The organism is Paraburkholderia sp. EG287B, from assembly GCF_040965595.1.
Taxonomy (GTDB): Bacteria; Pseudomonadota; Gammaproteobacteria; order Burkholderiales; family Burkholderiaceae; genus Paraburkholderia.
Genome location: NZ_JBFRCG010000001.1, coordinates 40,774 through 61,154, shown reverse-complemented (window position 1 = coordinate 61,154; position 20,381 = coordinate 40,774). Strand labels below are relative to the sequence as shown.

Here is a 20,381-nt window from a genome sequence, read left to right as displayed (position 1 = left end):
GATCACCACCATCAGTTCGACCCTGCAACCTTCGGAGCGTCTTCGTAGATCAGCAGCGGTTTGCCGTCGCCGTCGATCACGTTGTCGTCGATGATGACCTTGCTCACGCCCTTCATGGCCGGCAGCTCGTACATCACGTCGAGCAATGCCTGTTCCAGGATCGAGCGCAGGCCACGAGCCCCCGTCTTGCGGCGGATCGCCTTGCGGGCGACGGCCTGCAGCGCAGCCGGGCGAATTTCCAGCTCCACGCGCTCCATGTTGAAGAGCTTGTGATACTGCTTGACGAGCGCATTCTTCGGCTCGACCAGAATCTTCATGAGCGCGGCTTCGTCGAGCTTGCCGAGCGTGGCGACCACGGGCAGACGGCCGATCAGTTCGGGGATCAGGCCGAACTTGATCAGGTCTTCCGGTTCCGTTTCGCGCAGCACTTCGCCGGTGTCGCGCTCCTGCTTGCTCTTCACGCTCGCGCCGAAGCCGATGCCGGTCTTTTCCGTGCGGTCGGTGATGACCTTTTCCAGACCGTCGAACGCGCCGCCGCAAATGAACAGGATATTGGTCGTATCGACCTGGATGAAATCCTGGTTCGGATGCTTGCGGCCGCCCTGCGGCGGCACCGAAGCCATCGTGCCCTCGACGAGCTTGAGCAGCGCCTGCTGCACGCCCTCGCCGGAGACGTCGCGCGTGATCGACGGGTTGTCCGACTTGCGGCTGATCTTGTCGATTTCGTCGATATAGACGATGCCGCGCTGGGCCTTGTCGACCTCGTAATTGCAGTTCTGCAGCAGCTTCTGAATGATGTTCTCGACGTCTTCGCCCACGTAACCGGCTTCGGTCAGCGTGGTGGCGTCGGCGATCACGAACGGCACGTTCAGAAGGCGCGCGAGCGTCTGCGCGAGCAGCGTCTTGCCCGAGCCCGTGGGCCCGATCAGCAGGATGTTGCTCTTGGAGAGTTCGACGTCGTCCTTCTTGTCGAGGTGCTTCAGACGCTTGTAGTGGTTGTACACCGCCACTGCGAGAATCTTCTTCGCGCGCTCCTGGCCGATCACGTACTGGTCGAGGATGTCGCGGATCTCCTGCGGGCTCGGCAGGTCCGAGCGCGACAGCGCCGCGTCGACGCCCGCACCGGCGGCCTCGTCGCGAATGATCTCGTTGCACAAGTCGATGCATTCATCGCAGATGAATACCGACGGACCAGCGATGAGCTTTTTCACCTCATGCTGGCTCTTGCCGCAGAACGAGCAATACAACAGCTTCTCGCTGTTAGAACCTTTCTTGTCCGCCATGGATAAATGAGCCTCCGGACACTCTGTTACATGATACGCCGTTTCCCCCGGCGAGGCCGGAGGGTGCGTGAACCGCTTGCTGTGACGGCGTTGGGGGCCGCAGGCCGCGAAGCGCGTTTGCCGATTATTTCACAAGGTCTGCGCGGCGTCGGCTATCCCCTTTTGTACGGGGGCCGAGTGTTCCTTTACGTTGCCTCTGTCACGGCTTGCGCGCCCTTCGCAGGGTCGGACGCGCAAAACCGCTCGCGTAGATCAAGGACGCTTGTGCAGGACCTGGTCGACGAGACCGTAGGCCTGGGCGTCGTCACCCGACATGAAGTTGTCGCGATCCGTGTCGCGCGCAATGCGCTCGACCGGCTGACCCGTATGGTGCGCGAGCAACTGGTTCAGGCGCTCCTTCAGGTACAGGATTTCACGAGCCTGGATTTCGATGTCCGACGCCTGGCCGCGCGCGCCGCCGAGCGGCTGGTGAATCATCACGCGCGAATTCGGCAGCGCAAAACGCTTGCCCCTGGCGCCCGACGCCAGCAGGAACGCGCCCATGCTGGCCGCGAGGCCCATGCAAAGGGTCGAAACGTCCGGCTTGATGAACTGCATCGTGTCGTAAATCGCCATGCCGGCCGACACCGAGCCGCCCGGGCTGTTGATGTACAGGCTGATGTCCTTGTCCGGGTTTTCGCTTTCGAGGAACAGCAGCTGGGCGACCACGAGGTTGGCCGTCTGGTCGTTCACTTCGCCGACCAGGAACACCACGCGCTCCTTGAGCAGGCGCGAGTAAATGTCGTAGGAACGTTCGCCGCGGCCGCTCGTTTCGACGACGATCGGCACGAGGCCGAGCGCCTGCGGGTCGAAGTCCCGCGACGAGTGGGAGGTCAACGTATCCAGCGATTGTGCGCGAATGGTCATGCGGTGCATCCTTGTCTGGAAAAGTTCTTCTATATACCCGTATGGCGACGGACCCCGGTTAAATCAACCACACGGACAGCATGGCTAAAACCTGCGGATACAAAAACGGCGTGCTGGCCGTCGGTCGCTCCGACAGCCGGCACGCCGTAGCGGGCAGATTTAAGCCTGCGCCGTCGCGCTTGCCAGTTCTTCGAAGCTAACCTGCTTGTCCGTCACCTTGGCCTTGCCGAGCACGAAGTCGACGACGTTCGATTCGACGACATAGGCTTCCATTTCGGCCAGACGCTGCTGGTTGGAATAATACCAGCGCACGACCTCCTTCGGGTCCTCATAGCTTTTCGCGAATTCGTCGACTTCAGCACGGATCTGCTCCGGCTTCGCCTCGAGGCTGTTGGCCTTCACGAGTTCGGCGAGCACGAGGCCGAGCTTCACGCGGCGCTCGGCTTGTTCCTTGAACATTTCGGCCGGGATCGGTGCGTCCTTGGCGTTGGGCACGCCACGCTGCGCGAGGTCGGCGCGCGCCATTTCGACGAGGCGTTCCTGATCCTGCTCGACGAGCGCGTTCGGCACGTCGAGTTCGGCGATCTTCAGGAGTGCGTCCATCACCTGGTTCTTGACGATCGACTGCGTGCGGCGCTTCGCTTCGCGCTCGAGGTTGTCCTTGATTTCGGCGCGCATCTTCACGAGGTCGCCGTCGGCGATGCCGAGCGACTTGGCGAATTCAGCGTCGATTTCCGGCAGGTGCGGCCACTCGATCTGCTGCATCGTGATCGTGAACTTCGCCGTCTTGCCGGCGACGTCCTTGCCGTGGTAGTCCTCGGGGAACGCGAGGTCGAATTCGCGCGACTCGCCCTTCTTCAGGCCGATTGCCGCCTTTTCGAATTCCGGCAGCATGCGGCCTTCGCCCAGCACGAACGCGAAGCCTTCCGCGGTGCCGCCCTGGAACGCGACGTCGTCGATCTTGCCGACGAAGTCGACCGTCACGCGGTCGCCTTCCTTCGCTGCGGTGTCGGCGCCGCCGTCACCGTGCTCGCCGGCTTCGCCGCGAGCGTGGAAGTGCACGCGCTGCTTGCGCAGGATGTCGAGCGTGCGGTCGATTTCCGCTTCGGTGATGGTCGTGGTCGTGCGCTCGATTTCGGCCGTCGCGACGTCGCCGAGCTTCACTTCCGGGTAGACCTCGAAGGTCGCGTCGAACGCGTAGTCGCCTTCAGCGGCTTCCGACTTCGGCGCGAAGCTCGGCTGGCCGGCGACGCGCAGGTTCTCGGCACGGCTGATGTCGAAGAATTCCTTGCCGACCTTGTCGCTCAGGACTTCGGCCTCGACCTGGCCCGAATACTGCTGCGTGACCATCTTGAGGGGCACCTTGCCCGGACGGAAGCCCGGCATGCGCACGTTCTTCGCGAGTTTGCGGATGCGCGATTCGATTTCTTTCTGCACGGCGTCCTTCGGCAGGGAAATCGTCACGCGGCGTTCGAGCTTGCCGAGGTTTTCAACAACGTTAGCCATGGCTTCAATCGTCCTAAAATTGTTCGAGCGAATCAGTAATCTGTGGTCTTTGCGAGCCGCGGTCCGCCTGGATCCGATGTGGTCCAGCAACCCGCTTTGGAGCTGAACGCAGGCGCCTCGTGCGCCGCTCAACAGCGCCGAAACGGGCGGCTTGCGGTGCGGTTCCGTCAAAAGAGCCAAGTATTTTAGCAAACTATTTCCCGGTCCCACTGGAATTGCCGTTTGAGTGTGCTATGTGGCTGTTTTTGACCCGGTTTTGGCCTGCTTTTGAGCCGCTGCGAGCCTGAAACGCGCTCCGATCCGCGCTATCGCAACGCCGTTATCCAGCCCGCGCGGCGAGGCTGTTAAGCTTACGCTCGCGCCGGACGCCCCGCCGGCCGCAGCCGCTCCCAACACAATTCTTCCAGCAGAGACACCATGCCGAATTCGTCGACTGACGCTCCCGTTATCGTCATTGCTCCTGATTCTTTCAAAGGCTCGCTCAGCGCGGACGGGGTCGCCGCCGCGATTGCCGAGGGCATCCGCCGCGTGCGCGCCGACGCCGACATCCGCATCCGCCCCATGGCCGACGGCGGCGAAGGCACGCTCGACGCGATGCTGTCGATCGGCGGCGAGCGCCGCGTGCTGAACGTGGAAGGCGCAGCGGGGCCGAAGCGCGACGCTGCCGTGGGCCTGCTGCACGACGGCAGCGCGATCGTCGAGACCGCCGAGATCGTCGGCATCACGGACCCCGTGGGCATGGGCGTGCCGGTCGACGCGCGCAGCACGCGCGGCATGGGCGAAGCGATCCGCGCGCTGCTCGACGAAGGCGTGCGGCGCTTTTACGTGGCGCTCGGCGGCAGCAGCACCAACGATGCCGGCGCGGGCCTGCTCGCGGGCCTCGGCCTGCAACTCTTCGACGCCGCCGGCAAACCCCTCGAGCCCACGCCGCAAGCGCTCGCGCAAGTGGCGCGCGTGGACGTTGCCGGGCTCGACGCGCGGCTTGGCGAGGCAACGTTCGTCGGCATGTCGGACGTGGACAATCCGCTCACGGGCGAGCATGGCGCAACCGCCGTGTTCGGCCCGCAAAAAGGCGTGACGCCCGAGCAGGTGGCGCCAATCGACGCGGCGCTCGGCCGTTTCGCCGACCTGCTCGAAGCGGCGCTGGGCCGTCGCGTACGCGACGAAGCCGGTTCCGGTGCGGCCGGCGGCTTGGGTTTCGCGCTGCGCATGCTCGGCGCGAGCTTCGAGCCCGGCGCCGAAGTCGTTGCGCGCACCATCGGTCTGGACGAAGCGCTCGATCGCGCGGACTGGCTCATCACCGGCGAAGGCCGCTCCGACGTCCAGACGCTGCACGGCAAGGCGCCGTTCATTGCCTGCCGCCACGCCGCGGCGCTGGGGGTGCCGGCCACGCTGCTCTCGGGCGCCGTGGACGCCGCCGCCCTGCCGCGGCTCGCGGCGCACTTCAGCGGCTGCTTCTCGCCCGCGCCGGGCCCCATCACGCTCGAAACCGCGATTCGCGACGCGGCACGCCTGCTCGCCAACGAAGCCGAGCAGCTCGCCCGCCTCAAATACGCTGCGCGTACATCCAACTAAGATCCGGGCAGACGAGGCCAGGGCCCGCCGCCCCGGCCTCGTTGCCGGAATCCGCGCGGCAGGATCGCGCCAGACGCATGACCTCTGCGCATCACGCATTCCGCAGTAAGCGATTAATAGATTCGTGCACCGCATCGGATGCGCTGGACAAGGGTTAGGATGCGTTGACCCGCGCGCAAGATGGGGCAACAATCATGGAATCGCGACACGATCGCGCCCTTCCCAAGCGACCAGACCAGGACTCCCATGAAGGCAAGCAAAGCCGGACTCGAACAATTCCTCACCTATCGGCTGCATGTCCTGAACAAACTCTCCGAACGTGGCGCGAGCGAACGCTACCAGGCGAAGCTCGGCATCACACTTCCGGAGGCTCGGCTCATTGCAGCTGTGGGGGCGTTCGGCCCGTTTTCCGTGATGGAGCTTGCGCGTCACGCGAATCTCGACAAGAGCCAGGCAAGCCGTGCAGCCGAGGCGCTGATGCGCCGCGGCCTCATGCAGCGCGACACGAGCGAGGAGGACGGACGCCTCGTGCTCGTTTCGCTCACAACCGACGGACGCGCGCTGTATCGCAAGGTCATGCCCATCGCGCGCAAGTGGAATGTCGACCTCTTCGAGAGCCTCGACGACAAGGAACGCGACGCACTCGCACGTGCGCTCGACAAGGTGATCGAAGCCATGCAGAGCGAACTGTAAGGCAGTCCGAACGAGCAGAGGCAATAAGCCAAACAGATGGCGGGCAGCGTCAAGCCGCCATCGCGAGTGCTTCGCGTAGACCGCGCCCAAGCCGCGCACAAACAAAAAGGCCACGTACCCGAAGGTACATGGCCTTTTTACTTTGGTGCGTGAGGCCGGACTCGAACCGGCACACCCTTGCGGGCGTCAGGACCTAAACCTGGTGCGTCTACCAATTTCGCCACTCACGCGAATTCTTTGCGCTTGTCTTCTTGCGCCCGGCAGGACCGCTGCGAACCACGCGTGCGATACAACCCTGTGCGACATGCCGACTGATCGAGTCCTCGTGAGACGCCGGGCGCGGTGTTGGCCACCTCGCCCGCAATCCAGCCTGCTTTCTGACTGCGCCCGCCGGCAGCGATGCTTCATTATGGGCCGGCTGCGCGCGTCCAGCTAAGCGTCAGAAAGCGCAAGCGCGAGATTCTAACCGATTGACTGGCGCTTGTCTGCATTCCGAAAACAGTGCGCGACGGGGCACCTCAGCGCATCGACGCGTGCATCGATCCATGCACCGGCGCGCCCTGCCGGGCCGGCCGAAAGCCGCGCCGATGCTAGAATCGCGGCTCTACCGTCGCGGCGCGCTCTGGCCGCCGCGCGAGCCGCTTCGCCCCACATCTCCGAACGCCGTGAACTTCGACGACTACTGCCTGCAAAAGGCGGCGCCCCCTGGTTCGAGCACTTACTATGCGCTGCGTCAGGCCCGCGCTGCGCGCCAGCCGCTCCTGACCGCCCTCTTCGCGCTGCGCCGCGAGCTCGAGGAAACCGCGAAAGAAACGAGCGATCCCACCGTCGGCCGCACCAAGCTCGCCTGGTGGCAAAAGGAACTGGCTGCGCTCGCCGCGGGCAAACCCGCGCATCCGGTCACCCAGGCGCTCGCCGCGCATCTCGGCGATGCCAGCGCCGTCTATCCCGATCTGCAGGCGCTGCTCGCCGGCTTCGAGATGGACTTCGAGCAGGCGCGTTATCTCGATCTGCCGAATCTGCGCCGCTATATGCAGGGCGTGGGCGGCACGTTCGCCTCGCTCGTCGCGCAACTCAGCGTGCGCACCGACGAGGACCGCCAGGACGTTGCAAGCTGGGCCGCACCGCTTGGCAACGCGCTGATGCTCGCGCAGTTCGTGCCGGAAATCGGCAACGATGCGCGCCATGGCCGCATCTACGTGCCCATCGACGAATTGCAGCGCTACAACGTCACCGCCGCCGATCTCATCAACCGGCGCTACAGCGCAGAGTTCACGGAGCTGATGCGGTTCCAGACCTCGCGCGCGCGCGAATCGGTCCAGGCCGCGCTCGACGCGATTCCCGCTTCGGCGCGCCGCGAGCAGCGCACCTTGCGTGCGCTCGCGGCGCTCGCACTTGCGCTGCTCGACGAAGTCGAGCGCGAAGGCTACCAGGTGCTGCATCAGCAGATCGTGCTCACGCCGGTGCGCAAGCTGTGGATCGCCTGGCGCGCCGCGCGGCGCGGTTGAGGGCTCGCGGCCGCGCTACGCGCGCAGCAACGGCAGCGGCTCGAAGCGCTGCTGCAGCACGGCCTGCGCGTCGAGGCCCCACCAGGGGCCTAACACGGTCGCATAGATCTGCCTGAAATCGACGCCCACCGGCAGGTTGCCGTTGCCGTCGAGCCGTGTGAGTTGCGGCGCCTGACCAAAGAGCCCGCCCGCCACGCGCCCGCCCGCGACGAAGTGCGCCGAAGCCGTGCCGTGATCGGTGCCGCGGCTTTGATTCTCGCGCACGCGCCGCCCGAATTCCGCATACGTCACGATGAGCGTGCGGTCCCAACGCCCGAGTTCGACGAGCGCCGAGCGCATCGCCGCCATGCCCGTCGCGAACTGGCGCAGCAGGTCGGCGTGACGCTGCGGCTGGTTCTGATGCGTGTCGAAGCCGTTCAGCGTCAGACGAATCACCGCGACACCGCGCCCCGCCATCGGCGTACCTTGCGGGGTGTCGCTCGAGGCGAGCGCCTGCATGGCCGTTTTGATCGAGGTGCCGAACGCGCCTGGCGGAAACGCCGTCTTCAGCGCGTAATTGCCCGGGCGGGGCCGCAGCGCATCGGCGGCATGCACGATGTCGTTCTCGACGTCGAGGATATGCGCGAGCGCGGGATTGCGCTCCTTGAGCGAGACCGGCGTGACGAGGCGCGACGCCCGCGCGAACTGCGCGGGATTCACGAGCGCGATGGCGCGCGCGCCGTTCGAGAGCGGCCCCATCTCGGCGCTGCCGAGCACGAGCGCATCGGCGGCGAAGCCGGGCGGCACCGGCTCGCGTGCGAACGCGCGCGTGAGCCAGCCCTCGCGCAGATATTCGTTGGAGCGCGAAGCCGTGTCCCAGATCTCGATCGATCGAAAGTGCGAAAGATTGGGCTGCGGGTAGCTCACGCCCTGGACGATCGCCAGCTCGTGCGCGCGCCACATCGGCATGAGCGGCGCAAGCGACGGATGCAGCGCCGTGCGCTCGTCCAGCTGGATCGCCTGGACGCGCGGCACGGCGATCGATTGCCGGTAGCTGTAGTAGAGCGGATCGGCAAACGGCACCACGGTGTTGAGGCCATCGTTGCCGCCCTTCAGTTCGACGAGAATCAGCAGGTTCTCGTAGCCGCTCGCCATGCCCGGATGCATGGGCACCGTGCCTTGCGCGCGCGCAGCGCGAGGCAGCCATAGCGTCGTACCCGCCACCGCAGCTGCCGTCGCACCGGCTGCAAGAAAGTCGCGTCGCTTCATGGCTTGCCTCGCTCGTCAGTGCGGCGGCGCACATTGCCGCCAGGGATTCGGCTATTCGTATTCATGCTTCACTTCAACTGATACACCGGATCCATCAGCAGTGCCTGGAGATATGAACCCGCACGGCTACCAGCTGCAATCGCATCGACAGGCGCCAGCGGCAGGACTGCATGCTGCATTTGCAGCTGCGCGGACAGGCCGGGCGTGGCATCGGCAGTGAGACCGTAGCGCGAGAGCCAGCCATCCAGATCGAAACGCATGCCGCCTTGCAACGCATCACGCCGCATCGCGTTCTGCGCGTTCTGCGGCATGCTTGCCGCGATCTTCGTCGCTGCGGCCTCAGCATGCGGCCGCCCTGCTTCCGTCGCACGAAACAGCTGCTCGACGAACTGCTTGCGCGCGAGCAGCGTCGAGCTGTTGATCCACGACGCTCCGCCGGGCCACCCCTTCACGTTCGGCGGATAGAACAGGTTCTCGCCCAACGCGGCCGCGCGGCGCGCGAACGGCAGCGTATCGCCATAGGCCACATCGAAGCGCCGCATCGTGCCGACGATGAACTCCACCGGCGAACTCACGAGCACGCCCCGATTGCGTTCGTCCCAGAACGCGGGAGTGACGAAGAGCGCGCGAAGCGCAGCGCCGATCTCGTATCCACTTGCGTGAAAACGAGCGGCGACGCTTGCGAGTTGCGCATCGTCGGGCGTTGCGGAGATGAACTCGCGCCATAGTCTGGCCGACACATACCGGGCAGTTTGCGGCTGCGCGAGCAGGATGTCGAGCACCTGGTCACCGTCGAACGGACCGCTGCGACCCAGCACCGTCTTTTCGCCGTCGTCATGCAAGTCGGCGCGCCAGGCGAACGCCTGGGTGTCGGGATCGAGACTCCAACCCGTGTAGGCGCGCGCCGCTTCGGCAACGTCGCGCTGCGAGTACTGCCCTTCGCCCAGCGTGAATAGTTCCATCACTTCGCGCGCGAAATTCTCGTTGGGCCGGCCCTTGCGATTGCTCGCGCCGTCGAGGTAAAGCAGCATCGCGGGGTCCTTCGCGAGCGCGTGCAGCATGCTCGCGAAACTGCCCAGCGCATCGCGCCGCAACAGCGCGTTTTGCGCGGCCATCAACTGCGGCTCGCCGACTTTGTCCTGCCCCGAAGTGAAGTGGTTGTGCCAGAAGAGCGTCATGCGCTCGGTCAGCGGCGAAGGCGTGACGAGCATCTCGCGCAGCCACCATGCGCGCAATTCGTCATAGCGCGTACCGCGCTGGCGCTGCGCCTGCTGGCGTTCCTCGGGGGTCCATGCGCTGCGCTGTGCCCGGCTCGGCGGCACTTCGGCGGTCCACGCGGGCAGCGGCGTGAGCGCCTCGCTGCGCGTGCCGCCGACGAGCCGCGCGACAGCCTGCTCTCGCGTGAGCCCCACATAAGGCTCGACTTCGGTCTCGCGCGGCGCGAACCCCGTGCGCACGAGGAGATGGCGGGCGTCGTCGGCGTCGAGCAGCGCATCCGCGCCGTCGTCGGGCGCCGCTGCGCCGGCGGCGGACTGCGCGTTTGGCTTCGACCGTCTGGAGTCGCTCATGATGAATGGGCGCACGACGAATCCGCCGGCGCGATCATTAAATGTACCGGCTTAACGGCTGTGACGAAACGGATGTTGACGGTGCAATTGCTACGGTATTTTTCAGCGCATTTCGGCGGCGCGAGTGCACGAATGCGCGCTTCGATGCCGATAAAATCATGAAAGGCGCGAGAAAGGCGTGCGCGAGGTGCGCAGAGAAAATTGCGTAAACGTTATCGCGGCACTTTCGCAGCAGAGCCGCATTTACGCGCGCCGCAGTATCAGCGCTTGTACAGTTCGCGCACGGCGTCTTCGATATGCTGGCGCAGGAGGCGCCGCTCATCGGGCGTCATATGGCCGTCGCGGCGACGCTGATCGAGATCGGGGGGAACTGCGGGACGCTGGTTGATGTCCGATGCGGGGCGCGGGATCGTGTCGCTGCGTACGCGCCGCATCGACGGTTTGCCGCCCGGCGAACGAGCGGAGGACTGAGAGTTCTCGTAGCGGTCTGCGGAGGGCTGGGCCCGGGCCGGCACCGACTCCAGTGCAGCCGCCACGCCACCGGCTAGCGCCAGTGCAAGCATGGTGTGGCGCATTGTCGGCCTGACCCCTCCCATCGTTTTGTTCCCTTCTTGACGCGGCAAACGGCTACCTCGAATACATGTGCGAACCCGGCTCGGCGCGGGCATGAATTTTAAAGTCGAATGAAGTATCTACCGAACTGCCGCTTTACGTAAAGAAGTCTATCTGTCGGTGCTTGCGGTCGTGGCACAGCACGGGTAAATTTTGTAACTGACTGTAACCTGATAATTGGTGCAAACTCGCATCAGTATCCAATCGCGCTAAGATGCCAGGCATGGAAACCAAAAACCCGTCCAAAATTCTCGTTGTCGATGACGATCCCCGACTGCGGGACCTGCTGCGCCGCTACCTCGGCGAGCAAGGCTTCAATGTCTATGTGGCCGAAAACGCCCCCGCCATGAACAAGCTGTGGGTGCGCGAGCGTTTCGACCTGCTGGTGCTCGACCTCATGCTGCCAGGCGAAGACGGCCTGTCGATCTGCCGGCGTCTGCGCGGCAGCAACGACCGCACGCCCATCATCATGCTCACCGCCAAGGGCGAGGACGTGGACCGCATCGTCGGCCTCGAAATGGGTGCCGACGACTATCTGCCCAAGCCCTTCAACCCGCGCGAACTCGTCGCACGCATTCACGCGGTGCTGCGCCGCCAGGCGCCGTCCGAACTGCCGGGCGCGCCCTCGGAAACCACCGAAGTGTTCGAGTTCGGTGAATTCGCGTTGAATCTCGCCACGCGCACGCTCACCAAGGCCGGCCAGGAAATTCCGCTCACCACGGGCGAATTCTCGGTGCTCAAGGTGTTCGCGCGTCACCCGCGCCAGCCGCTCTCGCGCGAAAAGCTCATGGAGCTGGCGCGCGGCCGTGAATACGAAGTGTTCGACCGCAGCCTCGACGTGCAGATCTCGCGCCTGCGCAAGCTCATCGAACCTGATCCGGGCAGCCCGCGTTTCATTCAAACGGTCTGGGGCCTCGGCTACGTGTTCATTCCCGACGGCGCCGCCTGATCCTGAATGGTGTCTCGTTGTCTGCACTGCCTCTGTTGAAACGGGAAGGGCCCATGCGGATTGACCGGCGTTTGCTCACGCTCGCGTTCGGCGATCTGTTCTGGCGCACCTTCCTGTTGATCGCCCTTCTCATCGCGGTGAGTCTCGCCGCGTGGTTCCAGAGCTTTCGCGTGATCGAGCGGGAGCCGCGCGCGCAGCGCGTGGCGCTCCAGCTCGTCGCGATCGTCAAGCTCACGCGCACGGCGCTCCTCTACTCCGATCCCGATCTGCGCCGCGCGCTACTGCAGGATCTCGAGAGCAACGAGGGCGTGCGCGTGTACCCGCGCGAAACCACCGACAAATACAAGCTCCAGCCCGACGAGTCGCTCAATCGTCTGATCGAGCACGACATCCGCGGGCGTCTTGGTGACGACACCGTCATCGCGCAGTCCGTGAACGATATTCCGGGCGTGTGGATCAGCTTCAAGATCGACGAAGACGACTACTGGGTCGCGCTCGACCGCGACCAGCTCGACAACGTCACAGGCTTGCAGTGGGTCGGATGGGGTGTCTCTGCGCTTGCGCTATCGCTCTTCGGGGCGGCCTTCATCACGAGTCTCGTGAACCGGCCATTCGCGCGCCTCGCCATGTCGGCGCGCATGCTGGGCTCGGGGCAGCCGCCCGCGCCCTTGCCTGAGCGCGGCATGGGCGTCGCGGCCGAAACGAATCGCTCGTTCAACCAGATGGTGCGCGACCTCGAGCAGCTGGAGGCCGACCGCGCGCTGATGCTCGCGGGCATCTCGCACGATTTGCGCACGCCGCTCGCGCGCCTGCGGCTCGAGACGGAGATGAGTCCGTCCGATCAGGCCACCAAGGACGCGATGATCGACGACATCGAGCAGATGGACATGATCATCGGCCGCTTCCTCGATTACGCACGGCCGACCCAGCGCATGCCCGAGCGCGTCGACCTCTCGATCATCGCCGGCGAGATGGCCGCGCGCATGGCGAGCGAAGACGGCGTGCGTCTCATCACGCGGCTCGCGCCTTCGGCCATGATCGAAGCCGACGACACCGACATGCGCCGCGTCGTGGGCAACCTGATCGAAAACGCGCGCAAGTACGGCGCAAGCGAAACCGACGGCATTCCGCACATCATGCTCGAAACGCGCGTCTCGCATTCGCGCGTCGAGCTTTCCGTGGTCGACGAAGGCCCGGGCATTCCCGAGGATCAGCTGCCGCTCGTCACGCGGCCGTTTTACCGCGTCGATACGGCCCGCACGCAGGCCAACGGTACGGGCCTCGGCATGGCCATCGTGCAGCGCCTCGTGGGCCGCTATCGCGGCGCGCTGCGCCTGCGCAACCGGCTGCCGGGCCCCGGCCTCGAGGTGACGATCGAGTTCCCGCTGGCCAAGGGCGCTTGAGCCTCCTCCCCTATTGATCGAGACCCGGCGGCGGCGCACCGTCGCACCACGCGCCGCCCGCACCTGCGACAATGGTTTTCATGGGCACGCCGCCGCCTGTGGCCGAGTCTGGCACCGCGCGCGCGGCGGCAAAGCGGGCCGCCCGGCCCGTCTCTCGTCTGAGGACCTCCGCCATGAAAACCGTCGGCGACAAACTCGAAGCCTTTACCGTCACGGCCGCGAAGCCCGGCTTCAACCATCCCGAAGAAAACGGCGAATCGGCGTTCACCGAGATCACCGAGCAGACCTTCGCCAACAAGTGGAAGGTCATCTACTTCTACCCCAAGGATTTCACGCTCGTGTGCCCCACCGAGATCGTCGCGTTCGCACGGCTCATCAAGGAATTCGATGACCGCGAAACGGTCGTGATGGGCGGCAGCTGCGACAACGAATATGTGAAGCTCGCGTGGCGACGCGAGGACAAGACGCTCGATCGCCTCAATCACTATTCGTTCGGCGACGTGAAAGGTGAACTCATCGATCAGCTCGGCATACGCGACAAGGAAGCGGGCGTGGCGCTGCGCGCGACGTTCATCGTCGATCCCGACAACACGATCCAGCATGTCACGGTGAACAACCTCAACGTCGGGCGCAGCGCCGAAGAAGTGCTGCGCGTGCTCGACGGGTTGCAGACCGGCGAGCTGTGTCCGGACGGCCGCGAAGTCGGCGGCGGGACGCTCTAGGCCTCGCGCCGGCGGGCATCACGTCTGGCTCGCGGCGGCGCGGGTGGGCAGGCGGTTGCGGATCGCCGTTTCGAGCGGCCGCTTCCACTCGAGCACGCGCTTTTCCAGCACCTGCCACGACAGATGCGCGAGCAGCACGGCCAGCGCGAACTGCAGCACGAGCGCGAGGACCGGCTGTACAATATCGGGCACATGGAGCCTCGCATAGAGCCCTGGCGCGACGCCAAGGCGCGCCGGCACGAGGTTGTGAAACAGATAGAAGCCGTAGCTGATCGTGCCGAGATACGCCAGCGGCCGCAGTTCCAGCGCCGCGACCAGCACGCTGTCCTGACGGCGCACGAGCCACAGGAACAGCGCGCCGAGCGAGAGCGCGAGCCCGATGTCGAAGCAGCCCGGCAGCATCGTCGCGCTCGTCACGCCTTCGGCGCAGTCCGCGCAATCGGCGCGCGCCAGCGCGAAGCTGGCGATCGCCGCACATGCCCCAACGAACCACAGCGAACTCAACGCCCCCGGGCGCAATGGCACGGGCGCGCCGCCAATCGCCAGTGCGCCGCCGAGCGCCAGCATGGCGAAATTCCACGGCGAGAATGCGTAGATGAGCGGCGCAATCGCCCCTTCCGCATAGAGCGCGAGATGCGCGAACGCAGCCGCCGCGATGACCACCGCGCAGAGCATGAGATGGCGCGAGGCGCGCACGAACAGCAGCGCGAATGGCGCGACGAGATAGAACTGCTGCTCGACCGCCAGGCTCCAGAAGTGCGACACGGTGCCGGGCCAGCCGTCGTGCACCACGCCGATCCAGTAATTGGAGAGGAATACGAAATGCCAGGCGAGCCCGAGATCGACATCGCGCTGATAGAAGCTCGCATGCGCGATGGTGAGCGCCACGAGCAGCAGGTAATACACGGGAAAAATGCGCAGCGTGCGCTTCATGAAAAAGACGTACAGCAGCGCGGCCGTGCGCGCGCCGTGCTGCTCGATGCGGACCCGATTGCGATGCAGCTCACCGATGATCAGATAGCCGCTGATCAGAAAGAACAGCCAAACGCCGATCTTGCCCGCGTCGATCGCGTCGACGTGGGCCTTGTGCGAGAGGAAAACGAGCACCACTGCCAGCGCCCGCAGGCCATCGAGGCCTTTCACGCGTCTTTCAACTCCCGCCATCGTCCTCCCCACTTCCGGTTACCCGGTTCAGTATGGGACGAAAAAAATGGAAATTAATCGGCAAGAAAAGCAACGGCGATGATTGCAGCTGCAATCATCGCCGTCAGGTGCGGAGCAGGCACGCGCCCTGCTCGGGCCGTTCAACCCTTCAAAATGAGGGTAGTCACCGCTCACACGCGCAGCAGCAGTACCGCCGCCTGCGCTTCGATCCCTTCGCTGCGGCCGAGATAGCCGAGCTTTTCATTGGTCTTCGCCTTCACGTTGACGCGCTCGACCGGCAGGTTCAGGTCTTCGGCGATCGTCTGGCGCATCGATTCGATGTGCGGCGCGAGCTTGGGCGCCTGCGCGATCACCGTGGTGTCGACGTTCATGAGCGTGAAGCCCGCCTCCTGCACGCGGCGCAGACATTCGCGCAGCAGCACGCGGCTGTTCGCGCCGTAGAACTGCTTGTCGGTGTCGGGGAAATGGCGGCCGATGTCGCCGAGCGCAGCGGCGCCGAACAGCGCGTCGGTGATGGCGTGCAGCAGCACGTCGGCGTCCGAGTGGCCGAGCAGGCCGCGATCGTAGGGGATCGTCACGCCGCCGAGCACGAGCGGGCGGCCGGGCACCAGCGCGTGCACGTCGTAGCCTTGTCCGATTCTGATGTCCATGGTTGGGGTTCCGGGTAAAGGGATTGCGGCGCGCTTACTCTGCGGGCCGGCTGAGGATCGCTTCGGCGAGCGCGAAATCTTCGGGGTACGTCACCTTGAAGTTGCGCAGGCTGCCCTGCACGAGCCGCGGCGCGTGACCGAGCCATTCGATCGCGCTCGCTTCGTCGGTGAGATCGTGGCCGTCCTGCTGCGCGCGCTCGATGGCCGTGCGCAGCATGCCGATGCGGAACATCTGCGGGGTCTGGGCCTGCCAGAGGCCGTCGCGCGATTCGGTGCGCGCGATATGCGCGCCGGGCGCCGCGGGGTCCTTCGGCGCGACGCGCTTGAGCGTGTCGGCCACCGGCAGCGCCATGATGCCGCCCACGGGGTCGTCCTTGAGCGACTCGACGAGCGCGCGGATCAGCGCGGGCGTGATGCCGGGGCGCGCGGCGTCGTGCACGAGCACCCAGTCGTCGTCGGTTGCGCCGAATTCGGCGAGCGCGGCGAGGCCGTTATAGACCGAAGCCTGGCGCGAGGCGCCGCCGCAGCGGCGCACCGCAAAGCGCAAGCCGCCGAAGCGCCGGGCGTCGAAGTGGTTATCGTCGGGAGAAATCACCACGAGCGTCTGCGAGAATTCGTTGCAGGCGTCAAAAGCGGCGAGCGTATAGTGCAGGAGGTCGCGTCCGGCAACGATTCGATATTGTTTCGGCATGGCCGAGCCCGAACGGCTGCCGGTGCCGGCGCACGGAATCAGGGCAAAGAGGCGTGAAGTCACGGGTGTCGCGAGCCGCATGAGTCAAAGTAAAGGACGGATTTTATAATAGGTCCCTTACCCGCACGCCGGACGCCCGCAAAACGGCCATGGAATGCCCGCGCAACCTAAGGAAAAACCGCGCCGAATTCGCTTGAAGACCACCAACCGGCCCCCATATTCCGGCGTTGCACCGTGCCCGAACTGAACTGAACTGAACTGGCCACCATACCGACACAAGCGCCGACACAATCGTCGGCCACCCTGTTGCCCATGTCCGATATCGCCGCTTCCTCGCAATCTCCGTCCCCCGTTGCCGTCGTCAAGCCGGGGCAGCGCTACGCGTTCGACGGCACGCACGGCTCGTCCGACGCGCTCCTGATCGCCCGCTACCGCGAGGCCGCGCGCGCCAACGCCGCCCGTGCGCCGCTGCTGGCCGTGATCTGCGCGAGCGCCGTGGACGCGCAGCGCCTCGCCCAGGAGATTCCGTTCTTCGCGCCCGAGGCGCGTGTACGGCTTCTGCCCGACTGGGAAACGCTGCCGTACGACACGTTCTCGCCGCACCAGGACCTCGTTTCCGAGCGCCTCGCGACGCTGCACGATCTCGGCGAAGGCCGCTGCGACATTCTCATCGTGCCGGCCACCACGGCGCTCTATCGCATGCCGCCCGCCTCGTTTCTCGCGGCCTATACGTTCTCGTTCTCGCAGGGCGAGCGCCTCGACGAAGCGAAGCTCAAGTCGCAGCTCACGCTCGCGGGCTACGAGCACGTGAGCCAGGTGGTGCGCCCGGGCGAATACTGCGTGCGCGGCTCGCTCATCGACCTCTTTCCGATGGGCTCGCCGCTGCCCTACCGCATCGACCTCTTCGACGACCAGGTCGACTCGATCCGCGCGTTCGATCCGGACAGCCAGCGCAGCCTCTATCCCGTGAAGGACGTGCGCCTGCTGCCGGGCCGCGAGTTCCCGTTCGACGAAGCCGCGCGCACGGCGTTTCGCAGCCGCTGGCGCGAGGTGTTCGAGGGCGACCCGAGCCGCGCGACGATCTACAAGGACATGGGCAACGGCGTGCCGTCGGCGGGCATCGAATACTACCTGCCGCTCTTTTTCGAAGAGACGGCGACGCTTTTCCACTATCTGCCGGCAAACGCCCAGCTGGTGTTCTCGGGCGACCTCGACACGTCGATCCGCCGCTTCACGAACGACACGAAGCAGCGCCACAACTTCCTCTCGCACGACCGCGAGCGGCCGATCCTGGAACCGCAGCGCCTGTTCCTGACCGACGAGGACTTCTTCACGTTCGCGAAGCCGTTCGCGCGCCTAGTGCTGCCCGCCACGAGCGCCGGCGGCTGGGCCATGGCGCTGCCGAGCCTCGCGATCGACCGCCACGCCGACGACCCGCTCGCATCGCTGCGCGCGTATCTCGAGACGACGAAGAACCGCGTGCTGTTCGCGGTGGAATCGGCGGGCCGGCGCGAAACCATCGCGCAGCTGCTCGCCGACAACCATCTGCGCCCTGCGGGCGCGGACAGCTTCGAGGACTGGCTCACCGGCGACGAGCGTTTCGCGATGGGCGTCGCGCCCCTTTCCACGGGCTTTTCGCTGCCGGGCGAGGAACTCGCGGTCATCACCGAGACTGAACTGTACGGCCCGCTCGCGCGACGCGCCGGGCGCCGCCGCCAGGAGCAGGCGAGCAACGTCGATTCGATGGTGCGCGACCTCTCCGAACTGAAAGTGGGCGATCCGGTGGTCCATGCGCAGCACGGCATCGGCCGCTATCACGGCCTGGTGACGATGGACCTCGGCGAAGGCGATACCGAGTTCCTGCACCTCGAATACGCAAACGGCAGCAAGCTCTACGTGCCGGTGTCGCAACTGCACGTGATTTCGCGCTACAGCGGCGCCGATCCCGATAGCGCGCCGCTGCACGCGCTCGGCTCGGGCCAGTGGGAAAAGGCGCGCCGCAAGGCCGCGCAGCAGATCCGCGACACGGCCGCCGAGCTTTTGAACCTCTACGCGCGCCGCGCCGCACGCGAGGGCCACGCGTTCGCGCTCGAACCGCGCGACTACGTCAAGTTCGCGGAGAGTTTCGGCTTCGAGGAAACGCCCGACCAGGCCGCCGCCATCGCCGCCGTGATCGGCGACATGACGAGCGGCAAGCCGATGGACCGTCTCGTGTGCGGCGACGTCGGCTTCGGCAAGACGGAAGTGGCATTGCGCGCGGCGTTCATCGCCGTGATGGGCGGCAAGCAGGTGGCGATTCTCTCGCCCACCACGCTGCTCGCCGAGCAGCACACGCAGACCTTCACGGACCGCTTTTCCGAGTGGCCCGTGCGCATCGCCGAGCTGTCGCGCTTCAAGTCCGCCAAGGAAGTGAGCGGCGCGATCCAGCAGATCAACGACGGCAGCGTCGATATCGTGATCGGCACGCACAAGCTGCTTTCGTCCGATGTTCAGTTCAAGCGCCTCGGGCTCGTCATCATCGACGAGGAGCACCGCTTCGGCGTGCGCCAGAAAGAGGCGCTCAAGGCATTGCGCGCGGAAGTCGACGTGCTCACGCTCACCGCCACGCCGATTCCTCGTACCCTCGGCATGGCGCTCGAAGGCCTGCGCGACTTCTCCGTGATCGCGACCGCGCCGCAAAAGCGCCTCGCCATCAAGACCTTCGTGCGCCGCGAGGAAGACAGCGTGATTCGCGAGGCCATGCTGCGCGAGCTCAAGCGCGGCGGCCAGGTGTACTTCCTGCACAACGAAGTCGAGACCATCGAGAACCGCCGCGCGATGCTCGAAGCGCTCGTGCCGGAAGCGCGCATCGCCGTGGCGCACGGCCAGATGCACGAGCGCGAACTCGAAACCGTGATGCGCGATTTCGTGGCGCAACGCGCGAACGTGCTGCTCTGTACGACGATCATCGAGACCGGCATCGACGTGCCGACGGCGAACACGATCCTCATCCACCGTTCCGACAAGTTCGGTCTCGCGCAGCTGCACCAGTTGCGCGGCCGCGTCGGGCGCTCGCACCACCAGGCGTACGCGTATTTGCTCGTGCACGATCCGCAAGGGCTCACGAAGCAGGCGCAACGCCGGCTCGAAGCCATTCAGCAGATGGAGGAACTCGGTTCGGGCTTCTATCTGGCGATGCACGACCTGGAAATTCGCGGCACGGGCGAGGTGCTCGGCGACAAGCAGTCGGGCGAGATCCAGGAGATCGGCTTCCAGTTGTATACGGACATGCTCAACGATGCGGTGAAGGCGCTGAAAGACGGCCGCGAGCCCGATCTGAACGCGCCGCTCGCGGCAACCACCGAGATCAACCTGCACGCGCCCGCCATCCTGCCCGCCGACTATTGCGGCGACGTGCAGGAGCGCCTGTCGCTCTACAAGCGGCTCGCGAACTGCGAGCACGACGATTCGATCGACGGCATTCAGGAAGAGCTGATCGACCGCTTCGGCAAGATGCCGGCGCAGGCGCATGCGCTGATCGAAACGCACCGCCTGCGTCTGGCGGCCAAGCCGCTCGGCATCACGAAGATCGATGCGGGCGAAGCGGTCATTGGCCTGCAGTTCGTGCCGAATCCGCCCGTGGACGCCATGCGCATCATCGAGATGGTGCAGAAGCACAAGCACATCAAGCTCGCGGGACAGGACAAGCTGCGCATCGAAACGCGCAGCCCCGATCTCGCGGTGCGCGTGGCGACCGTCAAGGAGACCTTGCGCGCGCTCGGTGCGCCCAATCGCGCTAGCGCATCGCGCTGACCGCTGCCACAGCGGCGTCGCGGCACGGGCGATGCTGCGGCGCGGCATCGCCGACTAACGACCGGCAAGCGCAATAGAGCGTTGCGCTTGCCGGCTTCAGGCGCTTTGGCT

At 65.6% G+C, this 20,381-nt stretch carries 16 protein-coding genes and 1 tRNA gene; 7 read left to right on the top strand and 10 right to left on the bottom strand.

What is annotated here, in order from left to right; genetic code table 11:
- Positions 1-11 precede the first annotated feature (11 nt).
- The 3 genes from clpX to tig form a co-directional block, all read right to left on the bottom strand.
- Positions 12-1,283 carry an ATP-dependent Clp protease ATP-binding subunit ClpX gene (clpX, locus tag AB4Y40_RS00260; protein WP_028216418.1) on the bottom strand — a complete coding sequence of 424 codons (1,272 nt, stop codon included), beginning with the start codon at positions 1,281-1,283 and terminating at the stop codon, positions 12-14.
- 252 nt (positions 1,284-1,535) lie between these two features.
- On the bottom strand, positions 1,536-2,189 hold the full coding sequence (gene clpP / locus AB4Y40_RS00255) for an ATP-dependent Clp endopeptidase proteolytic subunit ClpP (RefSeq protein WP_042269587.1): 654 nt from the start codon (positions 2,187-2,189) through the stop codon (positions 1,536-1,538).
- Positions 2,190-2,348: 159 nt separating this feature from the next.
- Positions 2,349-3,695: a trigger factor gene (gene tig, locus AB4Y40_RS00250; protein WP_368685981.1), complete on the bottom strand. Its 1,347-nt coding sequence runs from the start codon at positions 3,693-3,695 to the stop codon at positions 2,349-2,351.
- A 417-nt stretch (positions 3,696-4,112) separates the two neighbouring features.
- Here tig and AB4Y40_RS00245 point away from each other — a divergent pair, with 417 nt between their 5' ends.
- Together AB4Y40_RS00245 and AB4Y40_RS00240 are read left to right on the top strand one after the other, a co-directional pair.
- Positions 4,113-5,270 carry a glycerate kinase gene (locus AB4Y40_RS00245; protein ID WP_368685980.1) on the top strand — a complete coding sequence of 386 codons (1,158 nt, stop codon included), beginning with the start codon at positions 4,113-4,115 and terminating at the stop codon, positions 5,268-5,270.
- Between the two features lie 246 nt (positions 5,271-5,516).
- Positions 5,517-5,963, top strand: coding sequence for a MarR family winged helix-turn-helix transcriptional regulator (locus AB4Y40_RS00240; RefSeq protein ID WP_368685979.1), 447 nt, complete (start codon positions 5,517-5,519; stop codon positions 5,961-5,963).
- 143 nt (positions 5,964-6,106) lie between these two features.
- Here the strand turns inward: AB4Y40_RS00240 and AB4Y40_RS00235 are convergent.
- A tRNA-Leu gene (locus AB4Y40_RS00235) sits at positions 6,107-6,193 on the bottom strand.
- Positions 6,194-6,628: 435 nt separating this feature from the next.
- On the opposite strand from AB4Y40_RS00235, the gene AB4Y40_RS00230 reads away from it, so the two are divergent.
- The gene (locus AB4Y40_RS00230; protein ID WP_368686334.1) at positions 6,629-7,471 is read left to right on the top strand and encodes a squalene/phytoene synthase family protein; all 843 of its coding nucleotides are present in this window, start codon (positions 6,629-6,631) and stop codon (positions 7,469-7,471) included.
- 15 nt (positions 7,472-7,486) lie between these two features.
- Here AB4Y40_RS00230 and AB4Y40_RS00225 read toward each other — a convergent pair whose 3' ends face one another.
- From AB4Y40_RS00225 to AB4Y40_RS00215, 3 genes are all read right to left on the bottom strand, one after another.
- The gene (locus tag AB4Y40_RS00225; protein ID WP_368685978.1) at positions 7,487-8,719 is read right to left on the bottom strand and encodes a DUF1501 domain-containing protein; all 1,233 of its coding nucleotides are present in this window, start codon (positions 8,717-8,719) and stop codon (positions 7,487-7,489) included.
- Positions 8,720-8,787: 68 nt separating this feature from the next.
- Complete coding sequence (locus AB4Y40_RS00220; protein WP_368686333.1) at positions 8,788-10,287, bottom strand: DUF1800 family protein; 1,500 nt, start codon at positions 10,285-10,287, stop codon at positions 8,788-8,790.
- Between the two features lie 260 nt (positions 10,288-10,547).
- Positions 10,548-10,862 carry a hypothetical protein gene (locus AB4Y40_RS00215; RefSeq protein WP_324151198.1) on the bottom strand — a complete coding sequence of 105 codons (315 nt, stop codon included), beginning with the start codon at positions 10,860-10,862 and terminating at the stop codon, positions 10,548-10,550.
- Between the two features lie 260 nt (positions 10,863-11,122).
- Between AB4Y40_RS00215 and ompR the strand changes: the two genes are divergently transcribed.
- The 3 genes from ompR (at position 11,123) to AB4Y40_RS00200 (ending at position 13,973) form a co-directional block, all read left to right on the top strand.
- The gene (ompR, locus tag AB4Y40_RS00210) at positions 11,123-11,848 is read left to right on the top strand and encodes a two-component system response regulator OmpR (RefSeq protein WP_035514479.1); all 726 of its coding nucleotides are present in this window, start codon (positions 11,123-11,125) and stop codon (positions 11,846-11,848) included.
- Between the two features lie 53 nt (positions 11,849-11,901).
- On the top strand, positions 11,902-13,251 hold the full coding sequence (locus tag AB4Y40_RS00205; RefSeq protein WP_342923901.1) for an ATP-binding protein: 1,350 nt from the start codon (positions 11,902-11,904) through the stop codon (positions 13,249-13,251).
- 173 nt (positions 13,252-13,424) lie between these two features.
- A complete protein-coding gene (locus AB4Y40_RS00200; protein ID WP_069268103.1) occupies positions 13,425-13,973 on the top strand; it encodes a peroxiredoxin in 549 nt (182 codons plus the stop codon).
- Positions 13,974-13,991: 18 nt separating this feature from the next.
- Here the strand turns inward: AB4Y40_RS00200 and AB4Y40_RS00195 are convergent, their stop codons facing one another.
- The 3 genes from AB4Y40_RS00195 to ispD form a co-directional block, all read right to left on the bottom strand.
- Positions 13,992-15,116, bottom strand: a complete 1,125-nt coding sequence (locus AB4Y40_RS00195) for an acyltransferase family protein (protein WP_368685977.1) — start codon at positions 15,114-15,116, stop codon at positions 13,992-13,994.
- Between the two features lie 191 nt (positions 15,117-15,307).
- Positions 15,308-15,787, bottom strand: a complete 480-nt coding sequence (gene ispF / locus AB4Y40_RS00190; RefSeq protein ID WP_368685976.1) for a 2-C-methyl-D-erythritol 2,4-cyclodiphosphate synthase — start codon at positions 15,785-15,787, stop codon at positions 15,308-15,310.
- Between the two features lie 34 nt (positions 15,788-15,821).
- Positions 15,822-16,541 (bottom strand): 2-C-methyl-D-erythritol 4-phosphate cytidylyltransferase, encoded by a 720-nt coding sequence (gene ispD, locus AB4Y40_RS00185; RefSeq protein ID WP_266233163.1) that lies wholly within the window; start codon positions 16,539-16,541, stop codon positions 15,822-15,824.
- 249 nt (positions 16,542-16,790) lie between these two features.
- Here ispD and mfd point away from each other — a divergent pair, with 249 nt between their 5' ends.
- Positions 16,791-20,270 carry a transcription-repair coupling factor gene (gene mfd / locus AB4Y40_RS00180; protein WP_368685975.1) on the top strand — a complete coding sequence of 1,160 codons (3,480 nt, stop codon included), beginning with the start codon at positions 16,791-16,793 and terminating at the stop codon, positions 20,268-20,270.
- Positions 20,271-20,381: the final 111 nt, after the last annotated feature.